This is a genomic window from Streptomyces sp. NBC_00572 (genome assembly GCF_026341815.1).
Lineage (GTDB): Bacteria > Actinomycetota > Actinomycetes > Streptomycetales > Streptomycetaceae > Streptomyces.
The window spans coordinates 598,268-617,406 of sequence record NZ_JAPENX010000001.1 but is presented as its reverse complement, the minus strand read 5'-3'; the positions used below and the strand labels follow the sequence as shown (position 1 = coordinate 617,406).

The 19,139-nt window shown below is 74.0% G+C and carries 15 protein-coding genes; 4 read left to right on the top strand and 11 right to left on the bottom strand.

Translation table 11 applies throughout. The features are described from left to right. Window positions 1-82 precede the first annotated feature (82 nt). The 8 genes from OG514_RS02880 to OG514_RS02845 all read right to left on the bottom strand — a co-directional run bounded on the left by OG514_RS02880 (window position 83) and on the right by OG514_RS02845 (window position 11,349). Complete coding sequence (locus OG514_RS02880) at window positions 83-2,851, bottom strand: SpoIIE family protein phosphatase (RefSeq protein WP_266890490.1); 2,769 nt, start codon at window positions 2,849-2,851, stop codon at window positions 83-85. Further along, window positions 2,848-4,914 (bottom strand): SpoIIE family protein phosphatase, encoded by a 2,067-nt coding sequence (locus OG514_RS02875; protein ID WP_266890488.1) that lies wholly within the window; start codon window positions 4,912-4,914, stop codon window positions 2,848-2,850. The genes OG514_RS02880 and OG514_RS02875 overlap by 4 nt, the downstream gene beginning before the upstream one ends. A 102-nt stretch (window positions 4,915-5,016) precedes the next feature. After that, window positions 5,017-6,222: an MFS transporter gene (locus OG514_RS02870; protein ID WP_266890486.1), complete on the bottom strand. Its 1,206-nt coding sequence runs from the start codon at window positions 6,220-6,222 to the stop codon at window positions 5,017-5,019. A 71-nt stretch (window positions 6,223-6,293) separates the two neighbouring features. Next, the gene (locus OG514_RS02865; protein WP_266890484.1) at window positions 6,294-6,734 is read right to left on the bottom strand and encodes a hypothetical protein; all 441 of its coding nucleotides are present in this window, start codon (window positions 6,732-6,734) and stop codon (window positions 6,294-6,296) included. A gap of 126 nt (window positions 6,735-6,860) precedes the next feature. Beyond that, window positions 6,861-8,309 (bottom strand): penicillin-binding protein 2, encoded by a 1,449-nt coding sequence (locus tag OG514_RS02860; RefSeq protein ID WP_266890482.1) that lies wholly within the window; start codon window positions 8,307-8,309, stop codon window positions 6,861-6,863. A gap of 96 nt (window positions 8,310-8,405) precedes the next feature. Beyond that, window positions 8,406-9,077 carry a response regulator transcription factor gene (locus OG514_RS02855; RefSeq protein WP_266890480.1) on the bottom strand — a complete coding sequence of 224 codons (672 nt, stop codon included), beginning with the start codon at window positions 9,075-9,077 and terminating at the stop codon, window positions 8,406-8,408. Continuing rightward, a complete protein-coding gene (locus OG514_RS02850) occupies window positions 9,074-10,321 on the bottom strand; it encodes a histidine kinase (RefSeq protein ID WP_266890478.1) in 1,248 nt (415 codons plus the stop codon). Before OG514_RS02850 ends, OG514_RS02855 begins: the two co-directional genes overlap by 4 nt. Continuing rightward, the gene (locus OG514_RS02845; protein ID WP_266890476.1) at window positions 10,318-11,349 is read right to left on the bottom strand and encodes a hypothetical protein; all 1,032 of its coding nucleotides are present in this window, start codon (window positions 11,347-11,349) and stop codon (window positions 10,318-10,320) included. The genes OG514_RS02850 and OG514_RS02845 overlap by 4 nt, the downstream gene beginning before the upstream one ends. Before the next feature lie 200 nt (window positions 11,350-11,549). Here OG514_RS02845 and OG514_RS02840 point away from each other — a divergent pair, with 200 nt between their 5' ends. Then, the gene (locus OG514_RS02840) at window positions 11,550-12,047 is read left to right on the top strand and encodes a cupin domain-containing protein (protein ID WP_266890475.1); all 498 of its coding nucleotides are present in this window, start codon (window positions 11,550-11,552) and stop codon (window positions 12,045-12,047) included. A gap of 102 nt (window positions 12,048-12,149) precedes the next feature. Here the strand turns inward: OG514_RS02840 and OG514_RS02835 are convergent, their stop codons facing one another. Continuing rightward, a complete protein-coding gene (locus OG514_RS02835) occupies window positions 12,150-12,920 on the bottom strand; it encodes an IclR family transcriptional regulator (protein ID WP_266890473.1) in 771 nt (256 codons plus the stop codon). Window positions 12,921-13,070: 150 nt separating this feature from the next. Between OG514_RS02835 and OG514_RS02830 the strand changes: the two genes are divergently transcribed. Further along, a complete protein-coding gene (locus tag OG514_RS02830) occupies window positions 13,071-14,570 on the top strand; it encodes an aldehyde dehydrogenase (NADP(+)) (protein WP_266890471.1) in 1,500 nt (499 codons plus the stop codon). A gap of 19 nt (window positions 14,571-14,589) precedes the next feature. On the opposite strand, the gene OG514_RS02825 is transcribed toward OG514_RS02830, so the two are convergent. Beyond that, complete coding sequence (locus OG514_RS02825) at window positions 14,590-15,606, bottom strand: zinc-dependent alcohol dehydrogenase family protein (RefSeq protein WP_266890469.1); 1,017 nt, start codon at window positions 15,604-15,606, stop codon at window positions 14,590-14,592. 101 nt (window positions 15,607-15,707) lie between these two features. On the opposite strand from OG514_RS02825, the gene OG514_RS02820 reads away from it, so the two are divergent. Continuing rightward, window positions 15,708-16,622: an AraC family transcriptional regulator gene (locus OG514_RS02820; RefSeq protein WP_266890467.1), complete on the top strand. Its 915-nt coding sequence runs from the start codon at window positions 15,708-15,710 to the stop codon at window positions 16,620-16,622. Window positions 16,623-16,632: 10 nt separating this feature from the next. On the opposite strand, the gene OG514_RS02815 is transcribed toward OG514_RS02820, so the two are convergent. Further along, complete coding sequence (locus OG514_RS02815) at window positions 16,633-18,012, bottom strand: MFS transporter (RefSeq protein WP_266890465.1); 1,380 nt, start codon at window positions 18,010-18,012, stop codon at window positions 16,633-16,635. Window positions 18,013-18,084: 72 nt separating this feature from the next. On the opposite strand from OG514_RS02815, the gene OG514_RS02810 reads away from it, so the two are divergent. Beyond that, window positions 18,085-19,137, top strand: coding sequence for a GlxA family transcriptional regulator (locus OG514_RS02810; RefSeq protein ID WP_266890463.1), 1,053 nt, complete (start codon window positions 18,085-18,087; stop codon window positions 19,135-19,137). Window positions 19,138-19,139: the final 2 nt, after the last annotated feature.

Sequence of the window (19,139 nt, the reverse complement as noted above, 5' to 3'; positions counted from 1 at the left end):
GTCGACAGTACGGAAAACGGTGCCGTGATCTGGTATACCACGAGCGGTCGTGGCGGCCCCGCCGCGGCCCGATCCCGCCCCCTCACCAGGCCAGATCCTCCAGCGCGTCCAGATCCGGCACCGCCGTCACGACCGGCTCCGCGTCGGCCCCGCCCGCCCGCAGCTCCGCCCAGATCGTCTTGCCGCGCCGGCCGTAGCGCGTCCCCCAGCGCTCCGCGTACTGCGCCACCAGATACAGCCCGCGCCCGCCCTCGTCCGTCGCCGCCGCGTGCCGCAGGTGCGGCGAGGTGCTGCTGCCGTCCGACACCTCGCAGATCAGCGTCCGGTCGTGGAGCAGCCGTACCCGGACCGGATCGGCCCCGTACCGCACCGCGTTCGTGATCAGCTCGCTGAGGACCAGCTCCGCCGTGAACGCGAGACCGTCCAGACCCCACTCCGACAGCTTCGCCGCCGCCGCGTTCCGCACCGGAGAGACCGCCGACGGGTCGCGCGCCACCTCCCACTCGGCGATCCGCTCGCGGTCGAGCAGCCGGGTCCGGGCGACGAGCAGCGCGATGTCGTCGCGCGGTGCGGGCGAGAGCAGGGTCGCGAGCACGTCCGCGCAGATCTGCTCCGGGCTCCGGTCCGGGCGAGCGAGCGTGGACCCCAGCAGGCCGAGGCCCGTGTCGAGGTCCCGCCCCCGGTCCTCCAGGAGCCCGTCCGTGAACAGCACCAGCTTGGTGCCCTCCGGCAGCCGCAGCTCCGTCGCCTCGAACGGCACATCGCCCAGGCCGAGCCCGAGCGGCAGCCCCGGCGACAGCTCGGGGAACTCGACCCGCCCGTCGGGACCCACGAGCGCGGGCCCGGGATGTCCCGCGCTGGCGATCGTGCACAGGCCCGACGCCGGATCGTAGATCGCGTACAGACAGGTCGCGCCGGTGATGCCCTCCTCCCGCCGCCTCGCCTCGCCGTCCGACCCCTCCGACTCCCGGTCGTCGATCCGGCTCGTCAGCTCGTCCAAGTGCCCGAGCAGCTCGTCCGGCGGCACGTCGAGCGTCGAGAAGTTGTGCACCGCCGTCCGCAGCCGCCCCATGGTGGCCGCCGCGTGCAGCCCGTGCCCCACCACGTCACCGACGACGAGCGCCACCCGCGCCCCCGGCAGCGGGATCACGTCGAACCAGTCGCCGCCCACCCCGGCCTTCGCCGGGAGATAGCGGTATGCCACGTCCACCGCGCTCTGGTCCGGCAGCACCCGGGGCAGCAGGCTCCGCTGGAGCGTCACCGCCATCGCGTGCTCCCGGGTGAACCGGCGCGCGTTGTCGATGGCGACCGCCGCCCGCGCCGCCAGCTCCTCCGCGAACGACAGGTCCTCCTCCCCGAACGACTCCGGCGTGTCCGCACGCCAGAAGTTCGCCATCCCCAGAACCACCCCACGGGCCAGCAGCGGCACCGTGAGCAGCGAGTGCATCCCGAACGCGAGGGCCTGCGCCGCCCCCTCCGGGTCCTGCTCCCGCCAGCCCTCCGCCGAGGCCAGCTCCGCCTGCACCACGGCGTGTCCCGCGCTCAGGGCCCTCGCCATGGGGGTGCTGGTGACGTCGAACCGTACGGTGTCCCCGACCGGCTGCAGCGGCTGGTCGGGCCGCAGCCCGCTCAGCGCCGTCCGCCGCATTTCCGTCGTCGCCGGGACGGACGCCGCGGGTTCCTCCCCCCGCAGCACCGGTTCGAGCAGCTCCACCGTCGCGAAGTCCGCGAACCGCGGCACCGCCACCTCCGCCAGCTCCTCCGCGGTCCGCACGACCTCAAGCGTCGTCCCGATCCGCACCCCCGCCTCGTACAGCAGCTGGAGCCGGCCGCGGGCCACCGCCGCCCGGCCGGTCAGGGCGGCCAGCTCGGTGGTGTCCCGCATCGTCATCACGCAGCCGGACTCCCGCCCGTGCGGCAGCGTGGGCCGTACGCTCACCGCGAGCAGCCGGTCGCCCGCCCGGTGCACCTCGTCCGTCGCCGGCCGGCCCGACTCCAGGAGTTCGACCGTACGGGGATCGAGGCCGAGCTCCGAGACATGCCGCCGCTCCGCGTCCGCGGTGAGACCGAGCAGCCGGCGCGCCTCGTCGTTGGCGAGCAGCAGCCGGCGGTCCGGGCCCACGATCAGGACCCCTTCGCGCACCGCGTGCAGCACCGCCTCGTGGTGCTCCTTCATCCGGGTCATCTCGGCCGGGCCGAGGCCGTGCGTCTGCCGCCGCAGCCGTCGGCTCACCAGGGCGGCCCCGCCCACGGCGAGCACGAGCGCGCCCGCCGCCGCGCCCACCAGCAGCGGCAACCGGCCCTCCACCGCGTGCGTGATGTTCTCCACCTCGACGCCGCTGGTGACCAGGCCGACGATCTTTCCCTGGTCGTTCACGACCGGCACCACGGCCCGTACGGCGTCGTTGGGCGCGCCCCGGAACAGCTCGGTGAAGGACTCGCCGTCCACCACCGCGCGGTTGAGGTCGCCGGTCGCCTTGCGGCCGATCAGCTTCGGCTCCGAGTCGGTGTACCGCACGCCCTCCGGGTTCAGGACCGCGATGAAGTCCACTCCCGTCGCCCGCCGGGTCGCCTCCGCCCGGTCCTGGAGCACGGCCGTCGGATCGGGCGAGGCGAGCGCCGCGTCGATGCCGGGCGCCTTGGCGAAGGCCTCCGCGACCGCCAGCGAACGGACCCGGGCATCCCGCTCGGTGTCGCTGCGCGCCTGGTAGAACGTCACGAACACGGCCGCCGCGATCACCAGGAGCGCGATCAGCGCCTCCAGGGCGAACACCTGCCCGGCGAGGCTGCGCAGGCCGGTCCCGCGGTCACCCGGGCCCTTCCCCCGCTCCCGGCCGCCCCGGGCCGTCATCCCGTGCTCCGGGCGATGAGCAGCGCCACGTCGTCCGGCGCTCCCGGCCGGCGCAGTGCCCGAAGGAGCTCGTCACAGGTCTCCTCAAGGGGCCCGCGCGACTTGTCGATGAGGCCCACGAGCAGCGCGAGCCGTTCGTCGATGGCCTCGTGGCGGGTCTCGATCAGGCCGTCCGTGTACAGCACGAGCCGGTCCCCGGGCCGGAACGGGACCCGGACCGTACGGAACGTGCCGCCGCCCACCCCGAGCGGCACCCCCGGCGGGACGTCCACCAGCTCGGCCGGGCCGTCCGCCGGGACCCGCACGGGTGGCAGGTGCCCCGCGTTCGCGATCCGGCACCGGCCCAGGGCCGGGTCGTACACGGCGAAGAGACAGGTCGCGATGTAGTGCTCAAGGCCTTCGGTGATCCGGTCCAGATGCCGCAGGACCTGGGCCGGTGAGAGATCGAGGTCCGCGAACGCGCAGGTGGCGGTCCGCAGCCGTCCCATCGTCGCCGCCGCGTCGATCCCGCTGCCCATCACGTCGCCCACGACCAGCGCCGTCTTGTCCTCGGGCAGCGGGATCACGTCGTACCAGTCGCCCCCGACCTCGCTCGACGCCTGCGCCGGCTGGTAGCGGGTCGCGACTTCGAGACCCGCCCGTTCCGGGGGCTTGCCCGGCAGCAGACTGCGCTGGAGCGTCACCGCCGAGTTCCGCACGCTCTGGTACCAGCGCGCGTTGTCGATGCTCACCGCCGCGCGGGCCGCGAGCTCCGTCGCGAGCAGGACGTCGTCGCCGTCGAAGGGCAGCGCGTTGCGGTCCCGCTTGAGGTCGAGCGCGCCGAGCACCTCCCCGCGCGCGATCAGCGGCACCGCCAGATAGGAGTGGACCCCGGCCCGGGCGAGCAGCTCGGCGGCCTCCGGGCTCCGCGCGATCCGGGACAGGTCGCCGGGGCCGACGTGCTCCACCAGGACCGGAAGGCCGGTGTGCACACACCGGGTGACGAGCCGGTCCGCCCCGTACATGGTGATCGCCCCGGGCGGGTCCGCCGCCGGCAGCGCCTCCGTCCGGGCCGCGGCCTTCACCGCGAGCGCCCGGAACAGTTCGGGCCCCTCCTCGGGCGCGCCCGGCCTTCGCAGCGCGAGCACGGAGTCCAGGACGTCGACGGCGGCGATGTCGGCGAGCTCCGGTACGACCACCGAGGCCAGCTCGTCGGCCGTCTTCTCCACCTCCAGGGTGGTGCCGACCCGGGCGGAGGCGTCCGCGATGAGGGCGAGCCGTCGCCGGGACCGGTCGGCGTCCGCGTCCGCCCGCATCCGTTCGGTCACGTCGATCACCGAGGCGGCGACTCCCAGGATCCGCTTCTCCGGCCCTTCCAGGCGGTAGAAGGACACCGACCAGGCGTGGTCGTGGTCCGGGTCGGCCGGGGTCCGCCCGACGGTGGGATGGTCGAGCAGCGGTGTGCCCGTCGCCAGGACGGCGCGCAGCGCGGCCTCCAGGGCCGGGGCGTCGACCTCGGGCACCATCTCGCTGATCCGCCGTCCGAGGTGCAGCGCGGCCGGGATCCCGTTGATCCGTTCCAGGGCCGGGTTCACCAGGACGTAGCGCAGGTCGGTGTCCAGGACGGCGAGGCCGATGGGGGACTGGGAGACGAGCCGGTCGGAGAGGGCGAGCTCGGCCTCGACCCGTTCGACGACGGACCGGTCGGCGGCGATCCCGAGCGCGTACAGACCCCCCAGGTCGTCGGAGAGCCGCATGTTCCGGAACTCCACGTTCCGTACGCTGCCGTCCTTGTGCCGTACGGGGAAGACGCCCGCCCAGGTCGTGCCCTCGCGCAGCACCTCGCCGAAGAGGCGCGTCGCCTCCTCCCGGTGGTCCGCGCCGACGACCAGCCGGCCCATGTACTGGCCCAGCGCCTCGTCGGCGCGGAACCCGAAGAGGTCCGCCGCCTGCGGACTCCACAGCACGATCCGGCCGTGGGCGTCGACGACTACGGCGGCGACCCCGAGCACGTCGAGCAACCCCGTGCCTTCGAGGGGCACACCGACCCGCCCCGTCGTCCCCGGGAAGGAACCGGCCGTCACGCTGCCCTCCTCCCGCCACGCCCGCGCCTCCTTCCATGCTCGCCGCACGCCGGTCGCCCCGCACCGCGAGCGCCCACGGGCCGCGCCCTGAGGGCGGCCCGATCAGCGGGCCGGGACGGGGGTCTCCGGGGTGCTCGTCGCCGGATCACGGTCGCGTCGCCCGCGCCGCCCCCGTATCGCGACTCCCGCCGCCCACCCGGTCCCCGCGAGCGCGAGCAGCGGCAGCAGGACGCGGACGTCGACCAGGGCCACGAGGCCCGCGCCGAGGGCGAGGGCCAGCGCGTTCGGCGCCATGACCAGGGTGTTCGCGGTGGCCGCCACCCGGCCCACCGCCTCCGTCGGCGCCTCCCGCTGCACGGCCGTCATCACCGCCACGAGCACCCACGGCAGCCCGAGGCCGATGACCGCGCTCGCGGCCAGCGCCGTCGTCTCGTACGGCAGCGTCCGTACGCCCACCGCCACCGCGAACAGGGCGAGACCCGCCGCGGCGAGCGTCCGCTCCGGGGTCCGGCGCAGCAGCGGGCCGGTGACCAGGCCCGCGAGGACCGAGCCCACGCCCTGCACCGCGTAGAGCACACCGGCGTACACGGGCGCGTGCCCGAGCCCCCGGTCCACGACCGCGTAGATCGCGGCCCCGTTCACCCCGGCGAGCAGCATCGTGAACGCGCCCGTCGCGACCAGCGGCCGCAGGACCGGTGAGCCACGGAGCAGCCGCACGCCCTCGGCGGTCTCCCGCCACCAGTGCCGGGACCCGGACCGGACCGGCCGCGTCTCGCGCACCGGCATCCACGCGAACAGGGCCGCCGCGAGCGCGAAGCTCGCCGCGTCGAGGAGGGCGACAGGCCCGCCCCCGTACCGGGCGAAGAGCCCCGCCGCCACCAGCGGGGCGATCAGCTTCATGGACTCGTTGGCGGTCATCCGCAGCCCGTTGAAGGTACCGAGCCGCTTCTCGTCCAGGGCGGTCGCGATCAGGGCCTGCTCCGCCGCCTCGTGTACGGCGCCCTGCGCGCCGTAGAGCACGAGGACGGCGAAGAGCAGCCACACCCTGTCCGCCGACTCCACCCACAGGAGCAGCGGGAGGAGCACGGCCATCGCCGCGTTCAGCGCGACCAGGAGCGGCCGACGCCGTACCCGGTCGGCGAGGGTGCCGAGGAGCGGCCCGAGGAGGACGGGCGCCCAGAGGGCGAAGGCGGCCAGGGCCGCGAGACTGTCGGAGCCCGTCAGCGACTTGACCCAGATCCCGGAGACCAGCCACATCGCCGTCGTCCCGAACCCGGACACGACGACACCTGTCAGATACCAGCGCATGACCTCAGGCTGGTCTCTGAGGTGGCCCCGGGGGATCGGGCATCTTCCCTAATGGGCCGGCCCGTCGCGCGTCACGCGCCCGCGCCCTGCCTCTCGTACGGAGGCTCCGCGTGCGCCTTCTCGTACCGCAGAGCGAGACCCGTCACCACCGCGCCCAGCCCCTCCCACAGGCCCACCCCCACGAATCCGGCCGGGGCCCGGCCGGTGACGACCGCGAGGGTGAAGACCGCGCAGGTGAGGAGGCGGAAGGGGACCGTCCAGCGGAAGAAGGGCTTCCAGTCGGCGAGCGCGGCCAGCACGTAGTACACGCCCATGTTGACCGCGGCCATCGAGGAGGCGGTGAGGAAGACGAGGGTGTGGTCTCCCTCTACGGCTCCGCCCGCGGGCACCGGCTCGAAGCCCATCATCGTGAGCAGCGCGTCCGGTACGACCAGGCCCACCACCCCCAGCGCGGCGGCGAGCACACCGAAGACCGCGATGGTCCAGCCGGACAGGGAACGGGGCAGGCGCACGGCGGTCCTCCGCGAGGTGAGAGCAGGATCAGCGGTTCGAATGCGTGCTCGGATACGAGCGTGACCCTGCATATCGCGTGACGGGCCCCGACGGCCAATCGGGGGCCCCCGCCAAGCGGATTCAGCTCACTTCAGCGCCGCCGCCATCATCTTCTGGGCCACCGGGGCCGCCAGGCCGTTGCCGCTGACCTCGGAGCGGGCCGCGCCCGAGTCCTCGATCATCACCGCGACGGCGACCTGCTTCCCGGTCGAGGCGTCCTTCGCGTACGAGGTGAACCAGGCGTACGGCGTCTTGCTGTTGTTCTCGCCGTGCTGCGCCGTACCCGTCTTGCCGCCGACCTCGGCCCCGCTGATCGCCGCGTTGGTGCCCGTGCCCTCGTCCACGACCGTCCGCATCGCGCTGCGCAGCTGCTCCGCCGTCGACGAGGAGACGATCCGCTCGCTGTCGCCGTCCTCGAAGGTCTTGAGCGCGTCGCCGTCGGAGTCGACGACCTCCGACACCATGTGCGGGGCGGCGAGCAGACCGTCGTTGGCGATCGCCGCCGACACCATCGCCATCTGCAGCGGGGTGGCGGTCACGTCGAACTGGCCGATGCCCGTCAGCGCCGTCTGCGCCTTGTCCATGCCGGACGGGTACACGCTCGGGTAGGCGCGGACCGGGACGTCGAGCTCGGCGTCGTTGAAGCCGAACTTCTCCGCCATCGCCTTCACCTTGTCCTGCCCCAGGTCGGCGGCCATCTTGGCGAAGACGTTGTTGCAGGAGTAGCGGAGCGCCGTGCGGATCGTGGCGTTCTCGCAGGGCGCGGACGCGTTCTCGTTCTTCAGCACGGTCCGGGTGTTCGGCAGGGTGTACGGGTCGGGGCTCTCCGTCGATGTGTCCACCGAGCCGTACAGACCGTCCTCCAGGGCCGCCGCCGCGACGACCAGCTTGAAGGTGGAGCCGGGCGGCAGCGGCTGCCGCAGCGCCCGGTTGACCAGCGGCTTGTCCGCGTCGGTGGTCAGCTCCTTCCAGGCGTCGCCGTTCGTCGTCCCGGCGATCTTCGACGGGTCGTAGGACGGGGTGGAGACCATCGCGAGGATCCGGCCGGTGACCGGGTCGACGGCGACGGCCGCGCCCTTCGTGTCCCCGAGCGCCCGGTAGGCGGCCTTCTGCACGTCCGGGTCGATCGTGGTGACGACCGTGCCCGGCTCCTGCTGCTTGCGGGTGACGGCGTCGAGCGGGTTCTTCAGCCGGTCGTCGGTGCCGTCGAGGACGTCGGAGTAGATGCCCTCCAGCTGGGTGGCGCCGTACGCCTGCGAGCTGTAGCCGGTCACCGCCGCGTACAGCTCGCCGTCCGTGTACGTACGGCGGTACTCGAGGTCCGTTCCCTCCGTCTTCTTCGAGCCGGTGACCGGCGAGCCGGCCACGACGATGTTCCCGAGCGGCTGCGCGTACTGCGCGATCGTGTTCCGCCGGTTCTTCTTGTCGTTCGCGAGCGCCTTCGCCTCGTACGCCTGCACCCAGGTGGCCCGGCCCAGCAGGGCGAGCACCAGGAGCAGTACGAAGACCGAGGTGCGCCTGATCGTCTTGTTCATCGCACTTGTGGGGACGAACGACCCGGTGGGGGACGTTCCGGATGTGGCCCGTTTCTCAGTGAACCTTCATGTCGGCGGAGCTCGCGGCGGGCGCCCTCACCCCGCCCGGACGAAGCCCGACTCGTACGCCAGGATCACCGCCTGCGTACGGTCCCGGGCGCCCGACTTCGCCAGGACCGCCGCCACGTGCGTCTTGACCGTGGCCGCGCCGACGCCCATCCGGCCCGCGATCTCCGCGTTGGTGAGGCCCGTCGCCACCAGGCGCAGCACCTCGGCCTCCCGCTCGGTGAGCCGCGCCACCCAGGGCGGCGCCACCGGCGCCAGATGCCGGGCGTGCTCGGCGGCCAGACCCCGTACCGCCGCCGGGTAGAGCAGCGAGTCGCTCCGCGCGACCAGCCGGACCGCGCTCACCAGATCCTCCGCCGCCGCCCGCTTGAGCAGGAAGCCGGCCGCGCCGACGCGCAGCGCGTCGTACACATAGGCGTCGTTCTCGAAGGTGGTCACCACCACGATCCGGGGCGGCTCCGCCATCCCCGCGAGGATCTGCTCGGTGGCCCGGATGCCGTCGATCTCCGGCATCCGTACGTCCATGAGGACGACATCGGGCCGCTCGGCCCGCACCACGGAGACCGCCTCGGCGCCGGTGGACGCCTCGCCGACGACCTGCAGATCGGGCTCCGCGTCGAGGATGACCCGCAGGGCCGTCCGCACCATCCGCTCGTCGTCGGCCAGGACGACTCTGATCGTGGCGTTCGCCGGGGCGCTCATCGGGGGATCCGCACCGCGAGCCGCCAGACGCCGTCCGCCGGGCCCGCCTCGGCGGTGCCGCCCAGCAGCCGGGCCCGCTCGGTGACTCCGCGCAGGCCGCGGCCGCCGTTCGGGCGGGCGACCGGAGGCCGCGCGGGCAGGGGGTTCTCCATGGTGATCTCCAACTCCTCGGTACGGGCGTCGAGCCGCACGGCGACGGGCTCCCCGCCCGCGTGCCGGGCCGCGTTCGTCAGCCCTTCCTGAACGATCCGGTACGCCTCCCGGGACAGCGCCTCCGGTACGGGCGCGAGGTCGCCGGACACGGTCAGCGCCACCTTCGGTCCCGCACCCCGCACCAGGGCCTCCAGGGCGTCCAGCCCCGGACCGGGCCCCGGTCCTTCCCCGGCGTCCTCGTCGCGCCGCAGCAGCCCGAGGACCCAGTCCAGCTCGCCGACCGTGCGCCGGGTGGTCTCCTCGATCGCGGTCAGCGCCTCCCGGACGAACTCCAGGTCCGCCCCGTCGCCGCCGTCCAGGACCCGGCGGGCCGCGCCCGCCTGGAGGGTGACCGCGCTCAGCGCGTGACCGACCGAGTCGTGCAGCTCCCGGGCCAGCCGGTTGCGGGACTCCGCCTCCGCCGCGCGCCGCTCGGCCGCCGCGAGCCGGTCCGCCGGACTCGGCCCGAGCAGCCGGGGCGCCTGCCGGGCGAGCAGGGCCCCGGTCGCGGCGGCCACGGCGGCCAGCGCGATCAGCATCAGGATCCCCGCCGGGATCGCGGCCCAGCTCCACCAGGGCCGGTCGAGACCCCAGAGCCGGCCGACCTCCGACTCCCGCAGCGCCGGCGAGAACGGCAGCGCCAGAACCGACACCGCGAACGGCGGAAGGGCCAGCGTCGCCCCGCTGATCAGCGCCCCGGCGGCCAGGTGCAGCGTGAACCAGCCGGCCGTCCGGGCCTTCTCCTCCCGGCCCCGCGCCGGGCCGTCCGCCAACCCGTCCGCCGGTATCCCGCACAGCGCCCGCGCCGCCGCCACCGACATCGGCCGGGCCAGCGGGAACAGCGCGGCGACCGCGACCAGCGGAAGCCCCACCGCGTACGCCCCGAACTGCACCGCGAGGCTTCCGGTGAACAGTCCGCCCGCGTCGAGCAACGCCCCGACGATCACGGAGCCGACCATCCAGAACGGCATGAACAGCGCGCCGCCCACGATCAGATGGAGCCAGCGCCGTCTGGCCCGTTGCCCGAGGAGGGCGATCGCGCACCGTCTCACGCCTCGGCACTCCGCCGCCGCAGGACCGCGGCCAGACAGGCGGCGAGGAGGAATCCGGTGATCATTTCGCCAGCGTAGGTCAGCTGCGCCAGGCCCGTGAGCCGCTTGGCGGGATCCGTGTCCGGCATCAGCGCGACCAGCGACATGTACGCGCCCCAGCAGCCCGCCGTGCCCGAGCCGATCCAGGCCAGGGCGACGACGTTGCGCGTCCTCGGTGCGGCGGGCCGGCGCAGGACGAGGAGGAGGGTGGTGGCCACGGCGACGACGATGTAGACGATCCACTGGGCTTCCAGGACGGTGAAGTCGGCGTCGCGCTCGGCGATCTGCCGGGGGGACAGTCCCTCGGTCGCGCCGGACAGCCACATCGTGTGGAGCGTGAGGGGGAGGAGCGCGACGACGGCGGCGGCCAGGGCGGTGGCCCGTACGCCCGGCCCGGCCGTACGGGCGGAGAGGTCACCGAGGCGGCCGCGCAGGAGCCGGCCCCAGCGGTCCCGGGCGTACAGCACGAAAAGGGTTCCGAGGGAGAGGCCCTGGAGGATGAAGCCGCCGTAGACGACGGCGAAGACCCAGGGGTGCAGGAAGGGTTCGGCGGGCGCGGCGGCCTGCTCGTCGCCGGTGAAGAGGGCGACCGCGAGCTGGCTGGGGTAGCCGGTCATGATCGGGGCGAGCAGCCCGGTCGCCGCCCACATCGGGAGCGCGAGCAGCCAGGCGGGCACCCGCCGACCCCAGGGCTGGGTGAGGAGCAGGGCGAGGACGACCACGAGGGCGTCGGCCACCACCGAGACCGAGTTGGCGACGACCAGCAGCTCCCGGTGCTCCAGGAGCACACTTCCGGCGGGGATGCCGATCTCGCTGCCGGCCACCCAGGCGATCTTGAGCGTGATGTACGGGAGGCAGGCGAGGATCGCCAGTACGCGCAGGGCGCGGCGGAATCCACCGGTCCCGCGGTCTCCGGCGGTTCCGTGGTCGTCCGTGGTTCCGTGGTCGGCGCCGGGCGCCGGGGCGGGGAGATGAGCGGTCCGTGTCATGGCTCCACGCTCCCGCGCGGACCCCCGGCGCCACCTCCTGCGGACCGGTGATCCGCCTCCGCCGCACGGGGGAGGCGCCCTCGTCCCCGGGACGCGACGCGGTACGCCGTGCGACGGCTTCGGGCGCAGTGAATTGACCCACGTTTTTGTAGATCAATTGAACCCTCCCCAAGGGTCAATGAGGCCCTAGAGTAGTGATCATGAACGAGAACGCGCCCTTCGCCCCGCTCCTGACCCGCGCCGCCACCGCCGAGACCACCGCGGACCCCAGCAGCGTCATGACCCTCCTCGCCGACTCCGGCACCACCGGCGGGCAGCTCACCAGCTACCGCTCCACCTTCGCCAAGGGAGCGGTCGGCGCCCCGGCGCACTTCCACACCAAGGCGTCGGAGATGTTCTACGTGATCGACGGCTCGCTCCAGGTCCTGGTGAACGAGGAGCTGTCCGTCCTGGAGAAGGGCGACTTCCTGCTCGTCCCGCCGCACACCCCGCACGCCTTCGCGGCGGCGCCCGGCGCCGAGGCCGACGTGCTGTTCGTCTTCACGCCCGGCATGGCCCGCTTCGACTACCTGCGCCTCCTCGGCAGGGTCATGCGGGGCGAGGCGAGCTTCGAGGAGATCAAGGCCTCCTCGGAGCAGTACGACAACCACTACGTGGACAGCCCGGTCTGGCAGAAGGCGCTCGCCGAGCGCGGCTGATCCCCCGGCGGGAGGCCCGAGCGCGGCTGACCCCTGGCCGGAGGTTCAAGAGCGGCTGCCCCGGCCGGAGGTTCAAGCGTGTCTGACCTCCCGGCGGGAGGCTCAGAGGCGGCGGGTCGCCAGCGTCAGCCGGTCCCGGGCGTCGAAGAGCGCGTCCTTGATCATCTGCTCGTGGGCCGGGGTGAGCCGCGCCACCGGTACCGAGCAGCTGATCGCGTCCCGCGCCGGGGTCCGGTACGGGATGGCGACGCCGAAGCAGCGCAGCCCGAGCGTGTTCTCCTCGCGGTCCACCGAGATGCCCTGCTCACGGATGACGCGCAGCTCCTCGATGAGCTGCTCGCGGTCGGTGATGGTGTGCTCGGTCAGGGCCGGGAGGGTCTCCGGGAGCAGCTTGCGCACCTGCTCGTCGGTGTGGGTGGCGAGCAGCGCCTTGCCGAGCGAGGTCGAGTGCGCGGGCAGCCGGCGCCCGACCCGGGTGAACGGCCGCAGGTAGTGCTGGGACTGACGGGTCGCCAGATAGACGACGTTGGTGCCGTCGAGCCGCGCCAGGTGGATGGTCTCGGTGGTGTCGTCGGAGAGCCGGTCCAGGGTGGGCCGGGAGGCGGCCACCACCTCGTCGCCGTCGATGTACGAGGTGCCGACGAGTAGCGCCCGTACGCCGATGCCGTACCTGGTGCCGGTCGCGTCCGTCTCCACCCAGCCCAGCTCGACCAGGGTGCGCAGCAGCATGTACAGGCTGGACTTGGGGTAGCCGACGGCCTCCTGGACCGCGGCGAGCGAGTGCATCCCCGGGCGCCCGGCGAAGTATTCGAGCAGCTCCACGGTCCGCACCGCGGACTTCACCTGCGCTCCGCCCGCGTCGGCAGTCGCCATGACCCTCGCCCCTTTTCCGTCGTCCGGTCGTCCCGTGGCCACCTGGCCGAACGGGGCCCCTTGTGGAGACGGCCGGGCCGTCCCTAAAGTCCCGTACAGATGCGTTCATCTACGGGAACTGTGTTCAGAATAGCGAACAGGGGCGTGGCGGTGGCGGCAGAACCAGTGTGGAGTGTGGACCCCCGGACGGGGAAGCCGCGCGAGCGGGTCGCGGTGGAGGCCACGGCGGCGGACGTCGACCGGTCCGTACGGGCCGCGTACGCGGTCCGCGAGGCCCTCGCCGACCGGACGGTACGGGCCGCCTTCCTCCGTACCGCGGCCGGCCTCCTCCACGGGGCGGGCGAAAAGATCGTCGAGACCGCCGATGCCGAGACCGCCCTCGGGCCGGTCCGCCTCACCGGCGAACTCGCCCGCACCACCGCCCAGTTGAGGGCCTTCGCCGAGGTCGTCGAGGAAGGCTCCTTCCTCGACATCCGGATCGACCTGCCCGACCCCGCGGCGATCCCGCCCCGCCCCGACCTGCGCCGCTGGAAGATCCCGCTCGGCGTCGTCGCCGTCTACGCCGCCAGCAACTTCCCGCTCGCCTTCTCCGTCCCCGGTGGCGACACGGCGAGCGCCCTCGCGGCCGGCTGCCCCGTGGTGATCAAGGCCCATCCCGACCACCCGGCCACCTCCGAACTCTGCGCCTCGCTGCTCCGCAGGGCCGCCGCGGAGTCAGGTCTCCCCGAGGACGTCGTCGTCCTCGTCCACGGCTTCGACGCGGGCGTCGAGCTGGTCCGCCACCCGCTCGTCTCGGCCGCCGGATTCACCGGCTCGGTCCGCGGCGGCCGGGCCCTCTTCGACGCGGCCGCCGCCCGGCCCGTCCCCATCCCCTTCCACGGCGAACTCGGCTCCCTCAACCCGGTCGTGATCACCCCGGCCGCCGTCGAGGAGCGGGCCGAGGAGATCGGAACCGGCCTGGCCGGCTCCATGACGCTGGGGCAGGGTCAGTTCTGCACCAAGCCCGGCTTCGTCCTCGCCCCCTCCGGCGACGCGGGCGACCGCTTTGTCGACGCGTTGACGATCTCCCTGCGCGACGCCGAGCCCGGCGTGATGCTCGACCACCGGATGCGGGACCACTTCCTCACCGGCACCGAAGGGATGGCCCGGATCCCCGGCGTCACCGCGCCGGTCCAGCCCGCCGCCGGGGGGCCGCACACCGTCAAGGCCGGTTTCCTGGCCGTCGACGCCAAGACCCTGCTCGACGGCCCGCATCCCAGCCTCGTGGAGGAGGTCTTCGGCCCGGTCACCGTCGTCGTCCGCTACGACTCCCGTACGGAGGTCACCGACGTCCTCTCCAGGGTGCCCGGAAACCTCACCGCCACCCTGCAGATCGCCGAGCGGGACCAGGACGAGGACGCGGCCCCGCTCCTCGCCGAACTCACCCCGCTCGCGGGCCGCGTCCTCGTCAACGGCTGGCCCACCGGCGTCGCCGTCGCCGCCGCCCAGCACCACGGCGGCCCCTACCCGGCCACCACCTCCACCTCCACCTCGGTCGGCGCGACGGCGATCGAGCGCTGGCTGCGCCCGGTCACCTACCAGTCGACCCCCGGCCACCTGCTCCCGCCGGAGCTCCGCGACGACAACCCGCTGGACCTGCCCCGCCGCTGAGTCCCGGCCGTCCCCTGGTTCACTCCCCGACGCGCACCACGATCTTCCCGAGGTGCGCGTTGGACTCCATCAGCCGATGGCCGTCGGCGATCCGCTCCAGACCGTCGAAGACCTCGGCGATCACCGGCGCCAGGGAACCGTCGCGGAGCCCCGAGCCGATGAAACCGGCCGCGCGCCGCCGCCCCTCCTCGGACCTGGCCAGTGCCCCGTTGGCGTACGTGTGGACCGTCTGCGGCCAGTTCGCCGAGAGGGCGACCGGCCGCGGGTCGAGCCAGCCGTACAGGACGGCCGTTCCCCCGGTCCGCAGCGCGTCCCCGAGCCGGGCGAACCCGGGCCCACCGATCGCGTCGAAGGCGAGATCGGCGCCCGCCCCGGCGGTGATCCGCCGCACCTCCGCCACCAGGGCGTCGGCGTCCGTGGTGTCCGTCGCGATCACGTGCGCGGCCCCGAGCTCCAGGAGCCGCTTCCGCTTGCCCTCGCCGCGCGTGGTGGCGATCGGCACGGCCCCGACGCGCAGCGCCGTCTGGAGGGCGGCCGTTCCCACTCCGCTGGACGCCCCGGTGATCACCACGTGGTCGCCGGGGCCGAGACCGCCGGTCAGCACCATGCCGCCGTACGCCGTGAAGTACGTCAGCCAGACCGCCGCCGCCGTCACCGCGTCCACCCCCTCGGGCCGGGCCACCACGTACTCCTCGGGCAGTACCACCCGCTCCGCGTAGACCCCGTACACCCCGAAGTCGAAGTTGGCCGCCGCCATCACCGGATCGCCGGGCGCGTGCGCGGTGACCCCCGCGCCGACCGCCTCGACGACGCCCGCCGCCTCGTAGCCGAGCCGGGAACCCGGCAGCGTCGGCGGGTAGTAGTAGGTGCCCGCGCGGAACAGCGCCTCGGCCCGGTTGAGCCCGATCGCCTCGACCCGTACGAGCAGCTCGCCGGGCCCGGGGGCCGGCAGCGGCACCTCCTCCACGGTGAGGACCTCGGGCCCGCCGGTCCGATGGAAGAGAACTGCCCTGGTGGTCATGTCCGTTGTCGTCATGAGCCAGACGCTACGAGCACGTGGCGAGACGATCCATGTCCCGACGGCTCCTGTCGATGTCCGATCGTCTCATCCGTGTCGGCGAGGAGTACGGTGCCGGGATGGACGTACTGAGCGATGCCATCGCCGCCATGCGCACCGGGCGGCCCCACTCCTCCCGCACGGTCCGCTTCGCCCCCTGGGGCCTCCGCTTCCCTCCCAGCGAGGGTGCCGGATTCCATGTCGTCCTCCAGGGCACCGCGTGGCTGCTGCCCCCGGACGGCGCCGCCCCCGTCAGGCTCGGCCCCGGCGACGTCGTCCTCCTCGCCCACGGCACCGGCCACGGCCTCGCCGACCGGCCCGACACGCCCCTCGTCGACGCCCTGCCGGCCTCCGACGGCTCCTGGCCCACCCCGCCCGACCGGGGCCCGATCGGCGCCGAGGAGACCCTGCTCCTCTGCGGCGCCTACCAGCTCAGCCGCGCCCGGGCGCACCCGCTCCTCACCGATCTGCCCCCGTACGTGCACCTGCCCGCCCGGGTCGGCGCCCACCCCCGGCTGCGCGCCGCCGTCGACCTGCTCGGCGCCGAACTCGCCGAACCCCAGCCGGGATCCGACGCGATCGTGCCCGCCCTGCTCGACACCCTGCTGCTCTACCTGCTGCGCACCTGGTGGCTCACCGAACGCGCCGACCGCTCCACCGGCTGGTCGGCCGCCCTCGGCGACCCGGCGGTCGCCGGCGCCCTCCGCGCCCTGCACGGCGACCCCGCGCGCGCGTGGACGGTCGAGGAACTCGGCGCCCTGAGCGGCCTCTCCCGCGCCGCCTTCGCCCGCAGGTTCACCGCCCTGGTGGGCCGCGCACCCCTCTCGTACCTCACCTGGTGGCGCATGACCGCGGCGGGTCGGCTGCTCCGCTCCGACGACCTTCCGCTCCGCGCGGTCGCCCAACGCTCCGGCTACTCCTCGGAGTTCGCCTTCGCCAAGGCCTTCAAGCGGGAGTACGGCGTGGCGCCGGGCCAGTACCGCAAGGGCGCCTGAGACCCGGAGCTCAGGCCCTGCGGCCCGGCAGCCGGAGCGACGCCAGCGTCGTCAGGGTCAGGAAGCCCGCACTGATCAGGAGGCTGGTGCGGAGGGCCGATTCCATGGACTCGGCCGCCATCGAGCCGAAGACCGCGATCGCGAGGGCGCCCGCCGTCTGCCGGACCGCGTTCAGAAGGCCCGCGGCCGTGCCCGCCCGCTCCGCCGGGACCGCCTCCATCATCGAGGCGATCAGCGGCGGCAGCGAGAAGCCCGCCCCGAGCGCCAGCGGTACAAGCAGCAGCGCCTGCGCCACCCGGGAGGAGTCCGCGTCCACGGTGAGCAGCCCGAGCAGGCCCGCCACCGCGACCACCTGGCCGACGACGATCGGCAGCCTCGCCCCGTACCGCGCCGCCACCTTCGCCGACAGGATGTTCACCGCGGCGAGCAGTCCCGTCATCGGCAGGAACATCAGCCCGGCGGCCAGCGGCGAGAGGCCGAGCACCTGCTGGAAGAAGAGGCTGAAGACGAAGAGCATCCCGTAGAAGGCCACGCTGTTCGCCGAGCCCGCCGCCACCGCGACCGCGACCGTCGTGTTCCGGAACAGCCCCAGCGGCACCACCGGGTGCCGCCGCCGTGTCTCGATCACCAGGAACGCGGCGAAGGCGACAGCCGCCACACCCAGCGCCCACCAGGCCTCCGTACCGCCCTCGATGGCGGCGAAGGTGAGCGCCCCGAGCGCCGTCATCGCCGTCAGCTGCCCCGGCAGGTCGAGCGGGGCGGGCCGGCGGGCCGAACGCGCCACCCGGGTCAGCAGGGCGAGCGCGAGCAGCCCCAGCGGCAGGTTCACGAAGAAGATTCCCCGCCAGCTCCACGCCGTGGTCAGCGCCCCGCCCGCGACCGGACCGAGCGCCACCGCGACCGTGCCGCCCGCCGCCCAGAGCGACACCGCACGCGCCCGCCGCCCGGGATCGCCGTACGCCTCCCGTACGAGCGCGAGCGAGGCCGGCAGCATCACGGCGGCCGCCGCGCCCTGCACCGTGCGGGCCGCGAGCAGCGCCGGAAGGCCGGGGGCCAGGCCGCAGGCGGCGGAGGCCAGGACGAAGACGACGACCCCGGTGCCGTACGCCCGGCTCGCCCCGATCCGGTCGGCCAGCGCCCCGCTGGAGAGCAGCAGCGCGGCGAAGGCCAGGGTGTACGAGTCGACCACCCACTGGAGTCCCGACATCCCCGCCCGCAGGTCGGCGCCGATCGCGGGCAGGGCGACGTTCACGACGGAGGTGTCGAGGGTGATGAGGGCGAACCCGAGCATCGCGGCGGCCAGCGCGAGGCCCGGCGAGGCGGGGCGCTTCGGGGCGCTCGCGGGGGAGGGGACGGCAACATCGGCTTGTACGAGGTCGGTTGAGGACATGCCTCCAGCTTCATGATCGGCGGAGCCGTACAGTAGTGGCCCGAATGCCATATGCCCGGAGGTTCTGGCCAGATGACAGCCGAGTCCGCACCCCCGTCCCGCGTCCGACGCGTCGCCGTGATCGCCGCCCCGCCCGTCTCGATGTTCAACCTGGCCATCCCCGAGATGCTGTTCGGCAAGGTCGAGATCGACGGCGCACCCGGGTACGAGACGGTCATCTGCGCCCCCGACCCCGGGCCCGTCACCACCGCCGGAGGCCTGGACCTGCTCGTCCCGCGCGGCCTCGACGCGGTGGAGGAGGCCGACACCGTGGTCCTCGCGGGCGGCGGCTCCTCCGCCGACCCCGACCCGCGGATCCTCGACGCGCTGCGCGCCGCGGCCGCCGCGGGCAAGCGCATCGCCTCCATCTGCACCGGCGCCTTCGCGCTCGCCGAGGCCGGGCTGCTCGACGGCCGGGCCGCCACGACGTACTGGGCGTACCGCTCGCTGCTCGCCGCCCGCCACCCCGCCGTCGACCTCCAGGACGACGTCCTGTTCGTCCAGGACGGGCCCGTGCTCACCTCCTCCGGATACGCGGCGGGCATCGACCTCTGCCTGCACGTCATCCGCACCGACCACGGCGCCGCCGTCGCCAACACCGTCGCCCGGCTCGCCCTCGTCGCGCCGGTACGCCCCGGGGGCCAGGCCCAGTTCACGCAGACCCCGCTGCCGCCCGAGCGAGGGGCCTCGTTCGCCGACACACGCGCGTGGGCCATGGAACACCTCGACGAACCGCTCGGCCTCGGCGACCTCGCCCGGCACGCCGGGGTCTCCGTCCGCACCCTCTCCCGCCGCTTCCACGCCGAGACCGGCGTCAGCCCGCTCCAGTGGCTGCTGCACCAGCGCGTGGAGCGGGCCAAGGAGCTCCTGGAGACCACCTCGCTCGCCATGGACGGGGTGGCCCGCGCCAGCGGCCTCGGCACGGCGGACTCCCTGCGGCAGCACCTGCTGCGCCGCACGGGCCTCACCCCGAGCGCGTACCGCTCCTCCTTCGGCCACGCGTCCTCCTCCGGTCACATGTCCTCCGCCGGCCATGCGACGGCACCTGCCGGGTCCGGAACCGTCCCACCCTCCCGCACGTCCTGAAG

Bases quoted from the DNA above. Each gene is read 5' to 3' on its own strand.
- OG514_RS02815 (WP_266890465.1), bottom strand. From the start codon at position 18,012: ATGTCCTCAACCGACCTCGTACAAGCCGATGTTGCCGTCCCCTCCCCC.
- OG514_RS02825 (WP_266890469.1), bottom strand. From the start codon at position 15,606: ATGACGACAACGGACATGACCACCAGGGCAGTTCTCTTCCATCGGACC.
- OG514_RS02880 (WP_266890490.1), bottom strand. From the start codon at position 2,851: ATGACGGCCCGGGGCGGCCGGGAGCGGGGGAAGGGCCCGGGTGACCGC.
- OG514_RS02820 (WP_266890467.1), top strand. From the start codon at position 15,708: ATGGACGTACTGAGCGATGCCATCGCCGCCATGCGCACCGGGCGGCCC.
- OG514_RS02835 (WP_266890473.1), bottom strand. From the start codon at position 12,920: ATGGCGACTGCCGACGCGGGCGGAGCGCAGGTGAAGTCCGCGGTGCGG.
- OG514_RS02870 (WP_266890486.1), bottom strand. From the start codon at position 6,222: ATGCGCTGGTATCTGACAGGTGTCGTCGTGTCCGGGTTCGGGACGACG.
- OG514_RS02810 (WP_266890463.1), top strand. From the start codon at position 18,085: ATGACAGCCGAGTCCGCACCCCCGTCCCGCGTCCGACGCGTCGCCGTG.
- OG514_RS02845 (WP_266890476.1), bottom strand. From the start codon at position 11,349: ATGACACGGACCGCTCATCTCCCCGCCCCGGCGCCCGGCGCCGACCAC.
- OG514_RS02860 (WP_266890482.1), bottom strand. From the start codon at position 8,309: ATGAACAAGACGATCAGGCGCACCTCGGTCTTCGTACTGCTCCTGGTG.
- OG514_RS02840 (WP_266890475.1), top strand. From the start codon at position 11,550: ATGAACGAGAACGCGCCCTTCGCCCCGCTCCTGACCCGCGCCGCCACC.
- OG514_RS02855 (WP_266890480.1), bottom strand. From the start codon at position 9,077: ATGAGCGCCCCGGCGAACGCCACGATCAGAGTCGTCCTGGCCGACGAC.